The sequence below is a fragment of the Vreelandella malpeensis genome, assembly GCF_020622355.1.
Taxonomy (GTDB): Bacteria; Pseudomonadota; Gammaproteobacteria; order Pseudomonadales; family Halomonadaceae; genus Vreelandella; species Vreelandella malpeensis.
In genome coordinates, this window is record NZ_WHVL01000008.1 from 71,061 (window position 1) to 88,302 (window position 17,242).

14 protein-coding genes are annotated in these 17,242 nt (G+C 63.1%); 7 read left to right on the forward strand and 7 right to left on the reverse strand.

Features of this window, described 5'->3' with window-relative positions; translation table 11 throughout:
* Positions 1 to 7: 7 nt before the first annotated feature.
* Entirely contained in the window at positions 8 to 142 is a 135-nt protein-coding gene (gene rpmH, locus GEV37_RS16145) for a 50S ribosomal protein L34 (protein WP_227391295.1), read from the reverse strand.
* Between the two features lie 532 nt (positions 143 to 674).
* Here rpmH and dnaA point away from each other — a divergent pair.
* The 4 genes from dnaA (at position 675) to gyrB (ending at position 6,948) form a co-directional block, all read left to right on the forward strand.
* The gene (dnaA, locus tag GEV37_RS16150) at positions 675 to 2,141 is read left to right on the forward strand and encodes a chromosomal replication initiator protein DnaA (RefSeq protein ID WP_227391296.1); all 1,467 of its coding nucleotides are present in this window, start codon (positions 675 to 677) and stop codon (positions 2,139 to 2,141) included.
* A gap of 65 nt (positions 2,142 to 2,206) precedes the next feature.
* Positions 2,207 to 3,310, forward strand: a complete 1,104-nt coding sequence (gene dnaN, locus GEV37_RS16155; RefSeq protein ID WP_227391297.1) for a DNA polymerase III subunit beta — start codon at positions 2,207 to 2,209, stop codon at positions 3,308 to 3,310.
* 74 nt (positions 3,311 to 3,384) lie between these two features.
* The gene (gene recF / locus GEV37_RS16160; protein WP_227391298.1) at positions 3,385 to 4,488 is read left to right on the forward strand and encodes a DNA replication/repair protein RecF; all 1,104 of its coding nucleotides are present in this window, start codon (positions 3,385 to 3,387) and stop codon (positions 4,486 to 4,488) included.
* 39 nt (positions 4,489 to 4,527) lie between these two features.
* Positions 4,528 to 6,948, forward strand: coding sequence for a DNA topoisomerase (ATP-hydrolyzing) subunit B (gene gyrB, locus GEV37_RS16165; RefSeq protein ID WP_227391299.1), 2,421 nt, complete (start codon positions 4,528 to 4,530; stop codon positions 6,946 to 6,948).
* A gap of 58 nt (positions 6,949 to 7,006) precedes the next feature.
* Here gyrB and gmhB read toward each other — a convergent pair whose 3' ends face one another.
* The 4 genes from gmhB to glyQ all read right to left on the reverse strand — a co-directional run bounded on the left by gmhB (position 7,007) and on the right by glyQ (position 11,573).
* Positions 7,007 to 7,564, reverse strand: a complete 558-nt coding sequence (gmhB, locus tag GEV37_RS16170) for a D-glycero-beta-D-manno-heptose 1,7-bisphosphate 7-phosphatase (RefSeq protein WP_227391300.1) — start codon at positions 7,562 to 7,564, stop codon at positions 7,007 to 7,009.
* A gap of 17 nt (positions 7,565 to 7,581) precedes the next feature.
* Positions 7,582 to 8,373, reverse strand: coding sequence for a BUD32 family EKC/KEOPS complex subunit (locus tag GEV37_RS16175; protein ID WP_227391301.1), 792 nt, complete (start codon positions 8,371 to 8,373; stop codon positions 7,582 to 7,584).
* 176 nt (positions 8,374 to 8,549) lie between these two features.
* Positions 8,550 to 10,613 (reverse strand): glycine--tRNA ligase subunit beta, encoded by a 2,064-nt coding sequence (gene glyS / locus GEV37_RS16180; RefSeq protein ID WP_227391302.1) that lies wholly within the window; start codon positions 10,611 to 10,613, stop codon positions 8,550 to 8,552.
* On the reverse strand, positions 10,614 to 11,573 hold the full coding sequence (gene glyQ, locus GEV37_RS16185; protein ID WP_227391303.1) for a glycine--tRNA ligase subunit alpha: 960 nt from the start codon (positions 11,571 to 11,573) through the stop codon (positions 10,614 to 10,616).
* 107 nt (positions 11,574 to 11,680) lie between these two features.
* On the opposite strand from glyQ, the gene rfaD reads away from it, so the two are divergent.
* Positions 11,681 to 12,637 carry an ADP-glyceromanno-heptose 6-epimerase gene (gene rfaD, locus GEV37_RS16190; protein ID WP_227391304.1) on the forward strand — a complete coding sequence of 319 codons (957 nt, stop codon included), beginning with the start codon at positions 11,681 to 11,683 and terminating at the stop codon, positions 12,635 to 12,637.
* A complete protein-coding gene (waaF, locus tag GEV37_RS16195; protein ID WP_227391305.1) occupies positions 12,630 to 13,682 on the forward strand; it encodes a lipopolysaccharide heptosyltransferase II in 1,053 nt (350 codons plus the stop codon). Before rfaD ends, waaF begins: the two co-directional genes overlap by 8 nt.
* Here waaF and GEV37_RS16200 read toward each other — a convergent pair.
* On the reverse strand, positions 13,666 to 15,285 hold the full coding sequence (locus GEV37_RS16200; protein WP_227391306.1) for a sulfatase-like hydrolase/transferase: 1,620 nt from the start codon (positions 15,283 to 15,285) through the stop codon (positions 13,666 to 13,668). The two genes, waaF and GEV37_RS16200, sit on opposite strands and share 17 nt — an antisense overlap.
* A gap of 119 nt (positions 15,286 to 15,404) precedes the next feature.
* Between GEV37_RS16200 and GEV37_RS16205 the strand changes: the two genes are divergently transcribed.
* Positions 15,405 to 16,166: a glycosyltransferase family 2 protein gene (locus GEV37_RS16205; protein ID WP_227391307.1), complete on the forward strand. Its 762-nt coding sequence runs from the start codon at positions 15,405 to 15,407 to the stop codon at positions 16,164 to 16,166.
* Here GEV37_RS16205 and GEV37_RS16210 read toward each other — a convergent pair.
* Entirely contained in the window at positions 16,128 to 17,165 is a 1,038-nt protein-coding gene (locus GEV37_RS16210; RefSeq protein WP_227391308.1) for a glycosyltransferase family 9 protein, read from the reverse strand. The two genes, GEV37_RS16205 and GEV37_RS16210, sit on opposite strands and share 39 nt — an antisense overlap.
* Positions 17,166 to 17,242: the final 77 nt, after the last annotated feature.

Sequence of the window (17,242 nt, forward strand, 5' to 3'; positions counted from 1 at the left end):
TCTGAAATCAGGCGCTCAGACGCTTGCGGCCCTTGGCGCGACGACGGTTGATGACGGCGCGGCCATTCTTGGTGGCCATGCGAGCACGGAAGCCATGCGCGCGCTTGCGCTTGAGAACGCTGGGTTGAAAAGTGCGTTTCATAACTGGTTATTCCCACGTGGTTTAGGACGAAAGTGAATTCCAAACGACCCGGTCCAGTGGAGGAACTAGCCGGGGAGGTTCAATTCAAGACCGGAAATTGTAGAGACTTCGCGGTCTGGGTGCAATTTTTCCATGCATAAAAAGCGCTAAATATGCTCTAACGCCCCTTAACGTGACCTCAAATCGAGGTTTTGACGCTACTATCATTACTAGTGAAGTTATTTAAAACCCATTGTTATTAATAGTGGGGATACTAATTGTGGATAAGTGGTTTTTGAATTTTATTAACAACTGCTTACAAGCATAAAAAATGTGTGCATAAGCCGTTGGAAAACGCTTTGGAAGATGTGCGTGGGGTGTGCATGGATCCTTGAAAACGACGATTTTGCCTTTCTGTCCTCATGTCGTGCCCGGCTTCTCCCAATGGCTCATGAGGAGTTGTCCACAGCCCGTAATGAGCCCATTTCGCGTGTGGATAACCGGCGCCATGGGCGGTACAATAGTCGGCCGTTTTCAACTGATGGTGAGATGAGTGTCACTCGCGCTTTGGCAACAGTGCCTGGACTATCTGCAGGACGAACTAAGCTCCCAGCAGTTCAACACCTGGATTCGCCCCTTGCAGGCTGAAGAGGGGGAGGCCAACGAGCTCTGCTTGCTGGCGCCCAACCGCTTCGTGCGCGACTGGGTGAGCGACAAGTACGCCAAGCGCATCAGCGAGCTGATTCGTGAGCTCGCGCCCTCCAAACCCCCCAAGGTGAGCCTGAGCGTGGGCAGCCGCCGCACGGTGGCCGCCACGCCCCAGCCGCGCGATCTGGGTCATCCGGTGTCCGCCGCGCCGGAGCGGCCCGCCGCTCCCGCCGTGCATACCCCGCCTCGCGGCGATATCGCCGATGAGCGCGAGATCGACCGGCTGCGCGAGGAACCCGCCGGGCGACGCGGCAGCGAGCGCCAGGTACAGGTCGAGGGCAGTCTTAAGCACGTCAGTGGCCTGAACCCCAATTTCACCTTCGACAAGTTCGTCGAGGGCAAGTCGAACCAGCTGGCCCGCGCCGCTTCGCGCCAGGTATCGGAAAATCCTGGCGGTGCCTACAACCCGCTGTTTCTGTATGGCGGCGTGGGGCTTGGCAAGACCCACCTGATGCACGCCGTGGGCAACGCTCTGGCCGGACGGCGCGAGAACGCCCGGGTGGTCTACCTGCACTCCGAGCGCTTCGTCGCCGACATGGTCAAGGCGCTGCAGCTCAACGCCATCAACGATTTCAAGCGCTTTTATCGCAGCGTCGATGCGCTATTGATCGACGACATTCAGTTCTTCGCCGGCAAGGAGCGCTCCCAGGAGGAGTTCTTCCATACCTTCAATGCCTTGCTGGAAGGCGGTCAGCAGATGATTCTCACCTCGGATCGTTATCCGAAAGAGATCAACGGGGTGGAGGAGCGTCTCAAGTCGCGCTTCGGCTGGGGGCTGACGGTGGCCATCGAGCCGCCGGAGCTCGAGACCCGGGTGGCGATTCTGATGAAGAAGGCCGATCAGGCGAGCGTCGATCTGCCCCACGATGCGGCGTTCTTCATCGCCCAGAAGATTCGCTCCAACGTGCGCGAGCTCGAGGGGGCACTCAAGAAGGTGATCGCCGACTCTCACTTCATGGGCAAGCCGATCACCCAGGATTTCATCCGCGAGTCGTTGAAGGACCTTCTTGCGCTGCAGGACAAGCAGGTAGGCGTGGACAACATCCAGCGCACCGTAGCGGAGTACTACAAGATCAAGGTGGCGGACCTGCTTTCCAAGCGCCGTTCGCGCTCCGTGGCACGGCCGCGCCAGGTGGCGATGGCGCTGGCCAAGGAGCTGACCAACCACAGCCTGCCGGAAATCGGCGACGCCTTTGGCGGGCGCGATCACACCACGGTGCTGCACGCCTGCCGCAAGGTGAAGGCGTTGCAGGAAGAGAGCGCGGATATCCGCGAGGACTACAAGAACCTTCTGCGCCTGCTCACCAGCTGAGCCTGCGCGATTGAACCCGATAGCGAAGCCGACCACGGCTGACGACCATTGAAACCGGAGTAGTGATGAAGTTTTCAATTTCCCGAGAGGCACTGCTGCGCCCCTTGACCCTGGTGGCGGGCGTGGTCGAGCGCCGTCAGACGCTGCCGGTGCTTTCCAACGTGCTGATCCAGGTCGAGGGCGATCAGGTCGCCCTGACCGGTACCGACCTCGAGGTCGAGCTTGTCGGCCGCACCGTGGCGAGCCAGGTGGAGCAGGAGGGCGGGGCGACCGTTCCCGCCCGCAAGCTGATGGACATCTGCAAGTCGTTGCCGGAGCAGTCCGATATCCAGCTGGCGCTCGAAGAGGGCCGCGCAGTCCTGCGAAGCGGCCGCTCGCGCTTCACGCTCTCGACCCTGCCGGTCGCCGAATTCCCCAACATCGAGGATGGGGCGAGCAGCCAGGAGCTGAGCATCCCGCGCGGCACGCTCAAGCACCTGATCGAGGCGACCTCCTTCGCCATGGCTCAGCAGGACGTGCGCTACTACCTCAACGGCATGCTGCTCGACATCCAGAACCACCTGCTGCGCGCCGTGGCCACCGACGGCCACCGTCTGGCGATGTGCTCGCGCCAGACCGAGGTAGCGGTCGCCGAGCCGCAGAAGATGATCGTGCCGAGAAAGGGCATCCTCGAACTCTCGCGCCTGCTCGACGACAGTGACGAGCCGGTCAGCCTGACGTTGGGTGCTACACACCTGCGCGCCCACACCGGCGATTTTACCTTCACCTCCAAGCTGATCGATGGCAAGTTCCCGGACTACGAGCGGGTGGTGCCTAAAAACGGCGACAAGGTGCTGATCGCCGACCGCGCCGAGCTGCGCCAGGTCCTGTCGCGCACCGCGATCCTCTCCAACGAGAAGTACCGCGGCGTGCGTCTGTACCTGGAAGAGGGCAACCTCAAGGTGATGGCCAACAACCCCGAGCAGGAAGAAGCCGAGGAGAACGTGGCTATCGAGTACACCGGGCCCGGCATGGAGGTCGGTTTCAACGTCGGCTATCTAGTCGACGTGCTGGCGGTGCTCGACGAGGAGCGCGTGCAGATGACCCTGGCCGATCCGAACAGCAGCGCACTGCTGGAAGAGCCCGGCGGCGGCGATGCGCTTTACGTGGTCATGCCGATGCGGCTTTAAGACCTCACTCCTTCGAGACGGCGCCTCAGTGAAGGCGCCGTTTTCTATTGATCGAACCGAGGCGAACCTTTTAGATGAGCCTGACTCAGCTCGGCTTCCAGGGCCTGCGCAATCTCGAACCGCTGTCGATGACACCTTCTCCCCACATCAACCTGGTGCATGGCCTGAATGGCAGCGGCAAGACCAGTCTGCTGGAGGGGATCCATATCCTCGGTATGGGACGCTCATTTCGTACCCGCCAGCTCAAACACGCCATCCAGTTCAATGCCGCCGCCATGACGCTCCATGGCCGCCTGGCGGGCGATCCACAGGTGTCCTTAGGGGTTAGACGGCTACGCGCTGAACGCGAGCTGGAGCTGCGCCTTCGCGGCGAAAAGGACGTGCGCCTGGCGGAGCTGGTCGACTCCATGCCGCTGCAGCTGATCAATCCTGATGCCTTTCGACTGCTCGAAGGCTCGCCCGCCGGGCGTCGCGAGTTCATGGATTGGGGCGTGTTTCACGTGAAACATGATTTTCTTGATGCCTGGAAGCGCGCCAGACGGGCGCTGAAACATCGGAATGCGCTGTTAAGGCGTGGTAGAATGACCGATGCGGAAGTCAGCGTATGGGAGCAGGAGCTGGCCGAATGGGGCGAGCAGATGCATCTTATGCGTCAGACCTGGTTCAGCGCATTCAAACCGATGTTCGAGGAGACGTTGGAGCGAATGCTGCCGATCAAAGGACTGACGCTTCGCTACGCACGCGGTTGGGACATTAAGCGGTCGCTCATGGATGTGCTGAGAGACAGTCGAGCAACCGACCAGCAGATGGGCTTCACCCAGCATGGCCCGCAACGTGCCGATTTGCGTATAAGACTCAACAAGCAGCCCGCGATCGAAGTGCTTTCCAGAGGTCAGCAGAAGCTGGTCGTCAGCGCCCTCAAACTCGCCCAGGGCCGGCTTCTGGAAAGCAGCGCCAGGCGACGCTGCATTTACTTGATCGATGACCTACCGGCAGAGCTCGATCATCGGCATCGCTCGCTGTTCTGCGAGCTGCTCGAGGAAATGCAGTGCCAGGTATTCATCACCAGCGTCGAGCCGGACGCTATCAGATCGATGTGGCAGGAGAACACCGCCATCGAGATGTTTCACGTGAAACAGCGCGATGACGGCCTGAGCCGACTGACACCGACCGGCTAGACGACACGGAACGAGACAGACTTCACGACGGAGTGGTCAATGAGCGAGCAGGCTTACGATTCATCAAGCATCAAGGTGCTCAAAGGGCTCGATGCGGTACGCAAGCGTCCCGGCATGTACATCGGCGATACCGACGACGGTACCGGGCTGCACCATATGGTTTTCGAACTGGTGGATAACTCCATCGATGAAGCACTGGCGGGCCACTGCAGCGAGATTCGCGTGGTGATCCACCCGGACGAGTCCATCACCGTCAGTGACAACGGCCGGGGTATCCCGACCGAGCTGCACGAGGAGGAGGGTGTCTCTGCGGCGGAAGTCATCATGACCGTGCTGCACGCCGGCGGCAAGTTCGACGATAACTCCTACAAGGTCTCCGGTGGTCTTCACGGCGTAGGCGTGTCGGTGGTGAACGCGCTCTCGGAAGAACTCAAGCTGACCATCTGGCGTCAGGGCGAAGTGTTCGAGCAGATGTACCGCCACGGCGTGCCCGACGCGCCGCTGGGCGTGGTCGGCAAGACCGATAAAAGCGGCACCAAGGTACATTTTCGTCCGTCGCCGGCGACCTTCGCCAACATCGAGTTCCACTACGACATTCTCGCTAAGCGCCTGCGCGAACTGTCGTTTCTGAACTCCGGCGTGGCGATTCGCCTTATGGACGAGCGCAGCGGCAAGGAGGAGCTGTTCCACTACGAGGGGGGGCTCAAGGCATTTGTCGACCACCTCAACAAGAACAAGTCGACCCTTAACCCGGTGTTCCACTTCAACGCCGGCCGCGAGGATGGGGTCGAGGTGGAAGTGGCAATGCAGTGGAGCGACGCGTTCACCGAAAGCATCTTCTGCTACACCAACAATATTCCCCAGCGCGACGGCGGCACGCACCTGGCGGGCTTTCGCGCCGCGCTCACCCGCACGCTCAACCACTACATCGAGGCCGAAGGGCTTCTGAAGAAGTCCAAGGTCAACACCTCCGGTGACGACGCCCGTGAAGGTTTGACGGCGATCATTTCGGTCAAGGTGCCGGACCCCAAATTCTCCTCCCAGACCAAGGACAAGCTGGTATCAAGCGAGGTGAAGACCGCTGTCGAACAGGAAATGGGCCGACTGTTCGCCGAGTACCTGATCGAAAAGCCCAACGAGGCTAAGGCGATCGTCAACAAGATGCTCGACGCCGCCCGGGCCCGGGAAGCCGCGCGCAAGGCACGCGACATGACCCGCCGCAAGGGAGCACTGGATATCGCCGGTCTGCCCGGCAAGCTGGCGGATTGCCAGGAGAAGGACCCTAGCCAGTCGGAGCTCTACCTAGTGGAGGGTGACTCCGCCGGCGGCAGCGCCAAACAGGGGCGCGACCGGCGCACCCAGGCGATCCTGCCGCTCAAGGGCAAGATCCTCAACGTCGAGAAGGCGCGCTTCGACAAGATGCTCTCGTCGGCGGAGGTCGGTACGCTGATCACCGCGCTTGGCTGTGGCATCGGGCGCGAAGAGTTCAACCCGGACAAGCTGCGCTATCACTCGATCATCATCATGACCGATGCCGACGTGGACGGCTCGCACATCCGCACGCTGCTGCTGACCTTCTTCTTCCGCCAGATGCCGGAGCTGATCGAACGCGGCCACGTCTTCATCGCCCAGCCGCCACTCTACAAGATCAAGCGGGGCAAGCAGGAGCTCTACCTGAAGGACGAGCAGGCGATGGTCGACTATTTGACCACCACGGCCCTGGATGGCGCCAGACTGCACGTCAACGCCGAGGCGCCGGGTATCTCGGGCTCCCAGCTCGAAACGCTGGTCAACCAGTATCGCGGCGTGATGAAGCGTATCGACCGACTGGGTCGCGTCTTCCCCATCGAGGTGCTACGCCAGGCCGTCTACGCAAGCGCTCTGCAAGGCGAGGCGAGCCTAAAGGATCGCGTCACCATGGAGAACTGGATCGGCGAGCTGCAGACTGCCATGGACGAGCGCGTGGCCTACGAAGGCGGCCCGCGCTACCAGTTCTACCTCAAGGAGGACAGCGAGCGCGGCCTTCAGCTGCCGGCGGTGTCGCTGATCGCCCACGGGGTGACCAACGAATACGTCTGGGGACTCGATTTCTTCGAAAGCGCCGACTACCGTGCGATGTCGGGACTCAGTGAAACCCTCAACAACCTGCTGGAAGAGGGCGCCTATATCGCCCGGGGAGAGCGCCAGAAGCCCGTGGCGGAGTTCGCCGAGGTGCTGCAATGGCTGATGCTTGAAGGCCAGCGTGGTCTCTCCGTACAGCGCTACAAGGGCCTGGGTGAAATGAACCCGGATCAGCTATGGGAAACCACCATGGACCCGGATAGCCGTCGCATGCTGCGCGTGACCATCGAGGACGCCGTCGGGGCAGACATGATGTTCAATACGCTGATGGGCGACGAGGTAGAGCCGCGCCGCGACTTCATCGAGACCAATGCGCTGGTAGCCAACCTCGACGTATGACGTGTTTCACGTGAAACATGTAAAAGCGCCGCGTTTCACGCGGCGCTTTTTTTTGGCATCAGCCGTTGCGGCAGAGCCAGTCGGTAAAGGTCGCCAGATCGTCGAAGACGCGAGCGTTCTTGAGCCCCTGGCCCTTTTCGAGCGTACGTTGTCCCTTGCCGGTCTTTACCAGCACGCTCTGGCAACCAACCGCTTCACCGGCCTGAAGGTCACGCAGGCTATCGCCGACCATCCAGCTGCCTTCGAGGGTATCGAGCCCTAGCGCCTGCTGAATCTCTAACAGTAGGCCCGGCAGCGGCTTACGGCAGTGGCAGTCGTCATCGGGTACGTGGGGGCAATAAGCGATATGCGCGATGCGGCCTTCTGCGTTCTCGACCAGCTGCTCGAGCTTGTCGTGCATGGCTTCAAGCGTCTGTTCGTCGAAATAGCCGCGGCCGATCCCCGATTGATTGGTGGCGATCGCGACCGTGAAGCCCGCGCGAGTCAGCTCGCCGATGGCGGCGATGGAGGTGGGGTAGGCGACCCACTCTTCGAGGGATTTGACGTAGTGATCGGAGTCCTGGTTGATGACTCCGTCGCGGTCCAGGATGACCAGACGTGAAGCAGAAATCGGCATCGGTTTACTCATGGAGATCAAGGAAGGCGCTGATGAAGCATCACCAAGGCATCGAGGGTGACATGTAGCCCGCGTCCATCGCCACCCAGGTACTTGAAAGGAATTCTGCGCAGGCGCAACAAGGCAGGCAGTACCGACTTGAAGGCCATCAGCACGTCACTGCGCTCTCGCGTCAAGCCATCGATCAGCGTTGGTGTCAGGCATTGGCATACGAGGGGACGTTTGTGTAGCTTGCCGTAAAGCGAAAAGATTAGGCAGTACCAGTCTCGCACCATGCACTGGAGAGAGGAGTGTACGTCACCCGGATCGGTTTCGAAATCGATGAAGACCACGCGATCATCGGACATCAGAATATTGCGAGCGAAGCCCTCGCTCAAGTAACACTCTCGACGATGAACCTCGATCAGAGCATCGATGCTACGTGTCAGTACGTGATCCACATCGGCTTCGCTGTCGGCTCGCTTGAGTCGGTCCAGCAGCGTTCGAGCCGGGGCTTCAGGAGTGCCGGCATCTTCCAGTAGCAGTGCTTGGGAGTGAGTAGCCAACAGACGTGGAACCTCGATCCCGGCCGCCTTGAGCGAGTGCAGCCGCGCGATTTCCGTGGCGATGCTTTGATGGCCACCCAGATTGGGTACGGGCTTGAGCACCTCGATGTTTAACCACTTCGCCAACAGAGTGAGTGGTGCGTAGGCCAGGCGGGAATTACGCTTGGCCGCTCGCTTGAGCCAGACCGTTTCCGCACCGAGCGTATAGCGTGCGATCGTCGGCTCTTGAGAAGGGTAGTTCTGCTCTAGAAACGCTTGGTACATCATTCCTTCCTTTATCAAGCGCCAGGGCATTGATGCATTGGGTGGTTAATAAATCTTAGCAAATATCAGGAGCAAAAGTGATGTTTCACGTGAAACATTGCAGGTGGGAATAAGCTGGGCGGGTGCAACTAGAAAAGGGGACTGCCGTCCCCTTCAGGTAGATCGTGGCGATGGTCTTACTGGGGTAGCAAGGAGATATCGGCTACTTCGAGGAACAGCGCCTGCAAGCTCGCCAACAGCGCCAGGCGGTTGTGTCGAATGGCTGAATCGTTCGCCATGACCATCACGTCATCGAAGAAACGGTCGACGGGGGCGCGCAGGGTCGCGAGACTGTCGAGGGCCTGCTGGTAGTCGCCGGTGGCGAACAGCGGAGCAACGTCTCGTTGGCTTTTCGATACGGCATCGAAGAGCGCGCGTTCGGCGTCTTCCTGCAAAAGCGCCGAGTCGACAGCGGTGCTGCCGTCGTGTTCCTGCTTGGCCAGAATGTTGGAAACCCGCTTGTTGGCCGCCGCCAGTGCCTTGGCTTCCTCGCGCTGGCAGAACGCCTTGACCGCGCGCAGGCGGCGGGCGAAGTCCAGCGGCTTGGTGACCGGGCGAGCGCGTACGGCGAGATACATCTCGGCGGTGATGCCCTCGTCCTGCCCCCAGGCGCGGAAGCGATCGAGCATGTAGGTGAGTACTTCGCCGACCAGCTCGTCGGAAGCGAGTTCGCGGTGCTGCTCGGCGGTTACGCTCAGAAGCTCGTGCAGGTCCAGGTTGAGCTCGCCCTTGACCAGAATGTTGAGCACGCCGATGGAGGCGCGACGCAGCGCGAAGGGGTCCTTGGCGCCGGTGGGGCGCTGACCGATGGCGAAGATGCCCACCAGGGTGTCGAGGCGGTCGGCGAGTGCCAGTGCCATGCCGGCCTGGCTCTGCGGGATGACATCCGTGGCGAAGCGCGGCAGGTACTGCTCCTCGAGCGCCTGGGCGACCTCGTCGGGCTCCCCGTCCTGTTCGGCGTAGTAGCGGCCCATGATCCCTTGAAGCTCGGGGAATTCGAGCACCATCTCGGTGACCAGATCGCACTTGGCAAGCGCCACGGCGCGCTGGGCATGACCGGTGTCGCCGCCGATCTGCTGGGCGATGAAGGTGGCGATCGCCGTGCTGCGTCGCACCTTGTCGGCAAGCGAACCAAGTTCCTTCTGGAACACCACGTTCTCGAGCTGGGGAATGCGCGCCGCCAGGCGCTGCTTGCGGTCGGTGTCATAGAAGAACACCGCGTCCGCCAGGCGTGGGCGAATAACCTTCTCGTTGCCCGAGATCACCTGCTGCGGATCGGCGCTCTCGATGTTGGAAATGGTGATGAACAGCGGCTTGAGCGCACCATCGTTGTCCAGCAGGTGGAAGTACTTCTGGTTCGCCTTCATCGACGAGATCAAGCACTCCGCCGGCACCTTCAGAAAGCGTTCGTCGAAGCTGCCGGTCAGCGCCACCGGCCACTCCACCAGACCGCTCACCTCGACCAGCAGATCCTCGTCGATCACCGCCGTCGCATCAACGACCTCGGCTTCGGCCAGTACCTGCTCGCGAATGCGCTCACGGCGCTGGGTACGATCCGCCAGCACGTAGGCGTTCTCGAGGGTGTCGAGGTAGTCGTCGGCATGGGCGAGCTGGAGGGCATTCGGCGCGTGGAAGCGGTGGCCGTAGGTGGTGCGGCTGGCCTCGAGACCCAGCGCTTCGGCGGCGATCACGTCACTGCCGTAGAGCGCCACGAGCCAATGTACCGGGCGTGAGAATTCGATCCGCGAGGCGCCCCAGCGCATGTTCTTGGGCACGGGTAGTGACGTGAGCGTCTTGCGCAACAGCGCCGGCAGCAGTGCCTGCACGCTCTCGCCACTCTGGCGCTCGCGGTAGCCAAGCCAGGTGCCCTTGTCGGTTTCCAGGTGGATCAGTTCATCGACGCTCACGCCGCAGGAGCGGGCGAAGCCTTCGGCAGCCTTGGTCGGCACGCCCTCCTTGAAGGCGGCGGCCAGTGCCGGGCCGCGCTTTTCCACCTCGCGATCCGGCTGCTTGTCGGCCAGGTTCTCCACCCGTACGGCTAGGCGACGTGGGGTGGCGTAGGCGATGACTCGGTCGAAGGCGATCTCGGCCTCGAGGAGCCCCTTTTCGATACCGGCGGCAAAAGCGTCCGACAATGCGTCGAGAGCGGTGGGCGGCAGCTCTTCGGCGCCGAGTTCGAGTAACAGCGTATCAGCGGCCATTCAAGCGTCTCCCTGGTCGTCTAGCAGTTCACGGCGAAGGGCCTCGGAGGCCATCGGGAAGCCTTCAGCCTTGCGCGACTCAAAATAAGCGTGGGCCACATTGCGCGCCATGGTACGCACCCGCAGGATGAAGCGCTGGCGCTCGGTGACCGAGATCGCGTGGCGGGCATCCAGCAGATTGAAGGTATGCGAGGCCTTGAGGACCTGCTCGTAGGCGGGCAGTGGAAGTGCGGCCTCCAGTAGCTTGCCGCACTCCTGCTCCTGGTGATCGAAATTGGCGAAGAGCTGGTCGACGTCGGCGTGCTCGAAGTTGTAGGCGGACTGCTCGCGTTCGTTCTGCAGGTAGACGTCGCCGTAGGTGACCTTGCTTCCGTCCGGGGCGATCGCCCAGACCAGGTCGTAGACGCTATCGACGTCCTGCAGGTACATGGCGATGCGCTCGAGCCCGTAGGTGAGCTCGCCGGTCACCGGATAGCACTCGATGCCGCCGGCCTGCTGGAAGTAGGTGAACTGGGTCACCTCCATGCCGTTGAGCCACATTTCCCAGCCAAGACCCCAGGCGCCGAGGGTGGGGGATTCCCAGTTGTCCTCGACGAAGCGCACGTCGTGGACCAGCGGGTCGAGCCCGAGACGCTTGAGCGAGCCCAGGTAGAGCTCCTGGAAGTTGGCCGGGGAGGGCTTCATCACCACCTGGAACTGGTAGTAGTGCTGCAGGCGGTTGGGATTCTCGCCGTAGCGGCCGTCGGTGGGGCGCCGCGAGGGCTGCACGTAGGCGGCATTCCAGGATTCCGGGCCGATCGAGCGCAGGAAGGTGGCCGGGTGGAAGGTGCCCGCGCCTACTTCCATGTCCAGCGGCTGAAGGATCACGCAGCCCTGTTCCGCCCAGTACTGCTGCAGCGCAAGGATCAAGCCTTGAAAGGTCGACACGTCCGGCGTCGATTGATTCGTCGAGACACTCATCGCAAAAAGCACCATTGGCCATGAATTCATGAGCCGTCAAGTATACAATCCCCAGCAGATGGGTTATAGGCACGCATGCCTCCCAAGCCGTTTTTGAAGGAGATCCCATGATCGTAGTGACCGGCGGGGCCGGATTCATCGGCGCCAATATCGTCAAGGCGCTCAACGCGCGCGGGCGTACCGACATCCTGGTGGTGGACGACCTTTCCGATGGCACCAAGTTCGTCAATCTGGCCGACTGCACGCTTTTTGATTACCGCGACAAGGATGACTTCATCAGTGAAGTGCGCGCCTCGCTCAGAGGCGAGCCGTGTGACCTGCCCGCCATCGAGGCGATCTTCCACGAAGGCGCCTGCTCGGACACCACCGAGTGGGACGGCCAGTACATGATGGAGAACAACTTCGAGTACTCGAAGGTGCTGCTCGAGTACTGCGAGCAGCACGGCATTGCCTTGCTCTACGCCTCCTCGGCGGCCACCTACGGCGGAAGCGAGGTGTTCAAGGAGTCCCCCGAGTTCGAGAAGCCGCTCAACGTCTATGGCTACTCGAAGCTTCTGTTCGACCAGCACGTGCGTGCGCGAATGCCGACGCTCACCACCCAGGTGGTCGGGTTTCGCTACTTCAACGTGTATGGCCCGCGCGAGCAGCACAAGGGCAAGATGGCGAGCGTGGCCTTCCACAACCATGGTCAGGTCCGCGCCGGCGGCGATTTGAAGCTCTTCGGCGCCCACGACGGGTTCGAGGCCGGCATGCAGAGCCGCGACTTCGTGTTCGTCGGCGACGTGGTGGACGTCAACCTGTGGTTTCTCGACAACCCGAAGGTTTCCGGCATCTTCAACCTGGGCACCGGTCGCGCCGAGCCGTTCAAGGCGATCGGCGAGGCGGTCATCGACTACTACGGAAAGGGCAAAATCGAGTACATCGACTTTCCCGAGGAGCTCAAGGGGCGCTACCAGAGCTATACCCGCGCGGACATTTCACGCCTGCGCGAGGCGGGCTGCGACGTCGAGTTCAAGACCGTCGCCGAAGGCGTGAAGGCCTACCTGGAGTGGCTCAATGGCTAGCACCGGGCCTCGGCTGCTGGTCGTCGGCCCGTCTTGGGTGGGCGACATGGTGATGGCCCAGAGCCTGTTCATCACGCTCAAGCGCCAGCACCCAGGCGCTCATCTTGGCGTAGTGGCGCCCGCCTGGTCGCAGCCGATCCTGGCGCGCATGCCGCAGGTGGACGACGTGCTGCCCCTGGCGGTAGGGCATGGCCAGTTCGGCTTGAAGAGCCGCCGCGAGCTAGCGGCTCGCCTGAAAGGGCGCTTTGATCGCGCCATCGTGCTGCCGCGCTCCTGGAAGGCGGCGCTGGTGCCTTTTCTGGCGCGTATCCCCGAGCGGGTAGGGTTTCTCGGTGAGTACCGCTACGGGCTTCTGACCGAGACGCGCAGGCTCGATAAGGGCGTGCTCGATCAGACCGTCAAGCGCTTCGTGTCGCTCGGCCTGCCCGGCGAGCAGGCGAGTCGGGGCGCGTTCGACATCCCCGCGCCGCGCCTTGGCGTGGACCACGACAATCTCGTGAACCTGCGCCTGAAGCTTGCGCTCTCCTCGCGTCTGGCGGTAGGCATGATGCCCGGGGCGGAGTATGGGCCGGCCAAACAGTGGCCGCCGGACTACTTTCGTGCGCTGGCTCGCCGGCTGATCGAGGAGGGCTTCGAGGTGCGCATCTTCGGCGGACCGAAGGATCACGCGGTGGGCGAGCGCATCGTTGAGGGCCTCGAGCACGCCCACAACCTGTGCGGTGCCACCTCGCTCGCCGATGCGGTGGATCTGCTCGCCGACTGCCGCCAGGTGGTCACCAACGACTCCGGGTTGATGCACGTGGCCTCCGCCGTGGGCGTGCCGGTGCATGCGCTCTACGGCTCGTCGTCGCCGCGCTACACGCCGCCGCTGACCGACAGCGCTACCATTCATTATCTCGGGCTTGCGTGCTCGCCCTGCTTCAAGCGGGTATGCCCGCTCGGCCACACCAACTGCCTCAACCAGCTGGGCGAACAGGGGGTCTACCACGCCCTGCGCGCCGAGCAGGAGCGCGCGGGCGGGGTGATCGTCAGCGGTCGGGGGTGATGACCTGCTCGACGGGCGAGGCCGCCTCGCGGCGCTGGGGAGCGAGCCCCTCCCAGAGACGGTGCTGAAGGGCGGTCTCCTCGCGCAGGCGTTCGTTGAGCACGTCGAGGCCGTGGGTTTCGGCCAGCGTCGAATGATCGCCGGTCAGCGAGGCTCCGAGCCCCGCGCGGTGCTCCTCCAGCGGCAGGCCCAGCGCCTCCAGCAGAGTGGGGAAGACGTCCAGCATGGTGGCGTTGCGGCGGATGCGTTCGGGTTCGATGCCGTTGCCCAGCATGATCAGGGTATTGTCGCGATCCAGCGCCGTCAGCTGATCCCACACCGATACGCGCATGGTCAGATGATCGCTCATCAACACCACCAGCGTGTTCTCCAGAAGCCCCTCGGCCTCGAGCCGCTCGATCAGATCCCGCGCCTGCCAGGCAGAGCACTCCACCGAGTAGAGAATGTCCTGGCCGTCGAAGGGGCCCTGGCGGTCGATGCAGGTCTGCGAAGGAAAACCGTGGGGGGCGTGGCCGGCGAGGCTCAGATTGACCACTGCCCAGGGGCCATCGTCCTCTTGCCGGTAGCGGCGAATCTCGCGCTCGACCTCGGCGTAGAGGGTGTCGTCGAATACTCCCCAGCTGTTGACGTACTCCGGGTCGTCAAGCTCGGGGAGCCAATCTTCCTTGCCCTTGACGGTCTGGAACTGGTGGCCACGGTAGAACAGCCCCTTGCCGGCGAACTGCGAGCTGGCCCCGCCCAGGTAGCTCAGCCGATAGCCTTGGCCTGCCAGGATGTCGCCCAGGCAGTCGACGCCGGGCACTACCTGCTGCAAAGGTTCGAACTGGGTGTCGTGCAACAGTCCCGCCGGCATCAACGGTACGCCGCATTGGCTGGCGATCATGCCGGCCATGGTCCAGCCGGTGTTGTCCATCTGGCGAATGCCCTCGAACACTCGACCGCGCTCGCCGAGCGCCTTGAGATCGGCGTAGGCGTCGCCGAAGACATCGCTCGAGTAGGTACGCTCCAGACTCTCCAGGTACATCAGCAGCAGATTGGGGCGGTGCGTCTGCTCCTCGGTGGGCGGTGCCACGTAGCGCCGGTCGAGCCACTCGCCGTCGTCGGTGACGATCGCCGCGCTGCGCTGGCCAAGGCCGTAGAGCAGCGGGTTGATCGCCAGGATCAGCAGGGCGAAGAAGCGCTCGGCCAGCCGCCAGCGCTGGTCGTGACGCGCCATCCAGGTGACTGAGGCCAGCACCGCCAGCATGGTGATCACGTACACCGCCGCGATGACGACCTTGCCGCCGCCGCCGTGGTCGGTCATGCCTGCCTGAAGATGGAAGAACACCGCGCCGAGGTCGACGTTGCCGAAGCTGTCGGCAAGATAGACGTAGATGCCCAGAAGGCTCAGCGGCACAAGCGACCAAGGCCAGATGCGCCGGTAGCGCGCGTTGCGCGGCACCCCCCAGCGCAGCTTCAGCCCTACGCCGATCCACGCCGCCGCCATGACGAAAAGCGACCACCAGGGCAGGCGCGTGACTACCGTCACGGCGTAGCCGAGGCTTGCGCCGATGACCAGCAGCGGAAGCCACGGGGTGAATCGAGAGGTCCTTGTCGACGCCATGCCAAATTCCCTTTCCATCTTCGACCGAATGAGTATGGTAGCTTACCAAGTTAGTGCGCGCCGGTGGGAAGATCCCCGGCGGGCAACGCTATTCTCGACTGCGCTGGCAAAGGTGACCCGTGGCCATTTCCGCTGTACTGATCGTCAAGAACGAGGCGCACCACCTGCGTGCTTGCCTCGAAACGCTCTCCTTCGCCGACGAGATCGTCGTGCTGGACGCCGGAAGCCAGGACGAGACCCTCGCGATCGCCCGCGAGTTCACCGACAACGTTCAGGTGGCGGCGGATTGGCAGGGGTTCGGCGTGCAGCGCCAGCGCGCCGAGGCGCTGGCGCGCCATGAGTGGATCCTGATGGTCGATGCCGATGAGCGCGTCACCGAGGAGCTCGCTCGCAGCATCCAGCAGGCGGTAACGGCGCCCCCGGCGGTGTATGCGCTGCCCCGGCTCTCCTGGTGCTTCGGACGCTTCATCCACCACTGCGGCTGGTACCCGGACCGGGTGCTGCGCCTCTACCCCAAGGGGCTCGCCTCCTACAACGCGGCGCTGGTCCACGAGAAGCTGGTGGTGCCGGATACCCTCGAGGTACGCCCGCTCGCCGGCGACCTTTTGCACTACACCTACCGCGACGTGCGCCACTACCTGGAGAAGTCCGCCCACTACGCCGATGCCTGGGCGGAGCAGCGCGCCGCCCGGGGCAAGACGGCCTCTCTCGGCCAGGGCGTAGCCCACGCGCTGGGCTGCTTTCTCAAGATGTATCTGCTCAAGGCGGGCTTCAGGGATGGCCGGCAGGGGTTCTTGCTGTCGCTGCTCTCGGCGCACTCCACCTTCAACAAGTACGCGGCGCTATGGGTGCGTGGTCAGCCCGGCCCGGAGCTGCGCTGAGATCTCCTCGGCGGCGGCGGCGAGGTCGATTGCTGTCATGTCATGGTGGGCTGCCCCGGCAGGCGGGCTGAAGGCCAGGCGCTTGTCGGCGTCGTTGCAGGTCTGCCAGCGCAGCGGCGTTGCCGAGCGCTTGGCGGGGTAGAAGCCGGCGGTGGCGACATTCAGACAGCCGGCGATGTGCAGAGGGCCCGTAGAGCCGGCGATCAGCAGATCCGCACCGGCAAGCTGATGGGCGAACGCCGTGACGCTCGTACTGGGCGGCAGACGCCGAGCCTCGACCCCTAGCGCCGTCAGGTCGTCGACCAGCGCGTCGGCCTTCGCCTCCTCGCCGGGGCCTGCGCTGACCCACCAGGCAAGCGAATGCTCGCAGCGCTGGGCGACATCGGCCGCCAGCCTCGCGTACTGTTCGATCGCAAGATTGACCGCCGAGCCACCGCTGCCCGGGTGGATGACGACCGCAGAGCTCTGCGGGTCGGCCAGCGCCTGCCGGGCGCTTTCACGCGCGGCTGGCGCCAGCGGCCAGAAGGGCGGGGCGGGCAGGTAAGCAAGCTTGAGCGACAGCCGTTCGAGCAGCGCGCAGGCAAGATCGACGTTGTACTGGTACTCCGGCTTCTCCGAGCGCGAGCGGCGCTGGGTGATGCGCACGGTGTAGAACAGCTGCGCCCACTTGGTGGCCGGCGCCAGACGCAACGGAATCCTCGCCCGAAAGCCGAGCCAGCCGATACGCGGTGTCGAGAACAGCGTGAGCAGCGCATCGAAGCGCTTCGCCTTCACGCTGGCCAGCAGCGCCGCTTGCGCCGGCGTGTCTGCCTTTGGCCCCGGGTCGATGATCACCTCGTCCACCCAAGGGCAGGCGCGGGCGAGCTCGGCGGTGTAGGCGGGCACCAGCACGCTCACCCGAGGGCAGGGAAGGGCGCTCTTCAGGCAGGCGAGCGCCGGCCAGGCGAGCATGAAATCACCGATCTTGTCGTTACGCACGACCAGCACGTTGGGTGCCATAGGAATACCCCGTCAATTGCAGCCTGTATACTACAAGACAATGAAAGCGTTGTTGAACGGCGCGCAACGAGCGGGTG

Excerpts from the sequence above, each read along its gene's own strand:
- dnaN (WP_227391297.1), top strand. The coding sequence starts at position 2,207 with ATGAAGTTTTCAATTTCCCGAGAGGCACTGCTGCGCCCCTTGACCCTG.
- GEV37_RS16175 (WP_227391301.1), bottom strand. The coding sequence starts at position 8,373 with ATGTACCAAGCGTTTCTAGAGCAGAACTACCCTTCTCAAGAGCCGACG.
- GEV37_RS16210 (WP_227391308.1), bottom strand. The coding sequence starts at position 17,165 with ATGGCACCCAACGTGCTGGTCGTGCGTAACGACAAGATCGGTGATTTC.
- rfaD (WP_227391304.1), top strand. The coding sequence starts at position 11,681 with ATGATCGTAGTGACCGGCGGGGCCGGATTCATCGGCGCCAATATCGTC.
- glyQ (WP_227391303.1), bottom strand. The coding sequence starts at position 11,573 with ATGAGTGTCTCGACGAATCAATCGACGCCGGACGTGTCGACCTTTCAA.
- rpmH (WP_227391295.1), bottom strand. The coding sequence starts at position 142 with ATGAAACGCACTTTTCAACCCAGCGTTCTCAAGCGCAAGCGCGCGCAT.
- glyS (WP_227391302.1), bottom strand. The coding sequence starts at position 10,613 with ATGGCCGCTGATACGCTGTTACTCGAACTCGGCGCCGAAGAGCTGCCG.
- waaF (WP_227391305.1), top strand. The coding sequence starts at position 12,630 with ATGGCTAGCACCGGGCCTCGGCTGCTGGTCGTCGGCCCGTCTTGGGTG.
- gyrB (WP_227391299.1), top strand. The coding sequence starts at position 4,528 with ATGAGCGAGCAGGCTTACGATTCATCAAGCATCAAGGTGCTCAAAGGG.
- GEV37_RS16200 (WP_227391306.1), bottom strand. The coding sequence starts at position 15,285 with ATGGCGTCGACAAGGACCTCTCGATTCACCCCGTGGCTTCCGCTGCTG.
- recF (WP_227391298.1), top strand. The coding sequence starts at position 3,385 with ATGAGCCTGACTCAGCTCGGCTTCCAGGGCCTGCGCAATCTCGAACCG.
- gmhB (WP_227391300.1), bottom strand. The coding sequence starts at position 7,564 with ATGCCGATTTCTGCTTCACGTCTGGTCATCCTGGACCGCGACGGAGTC.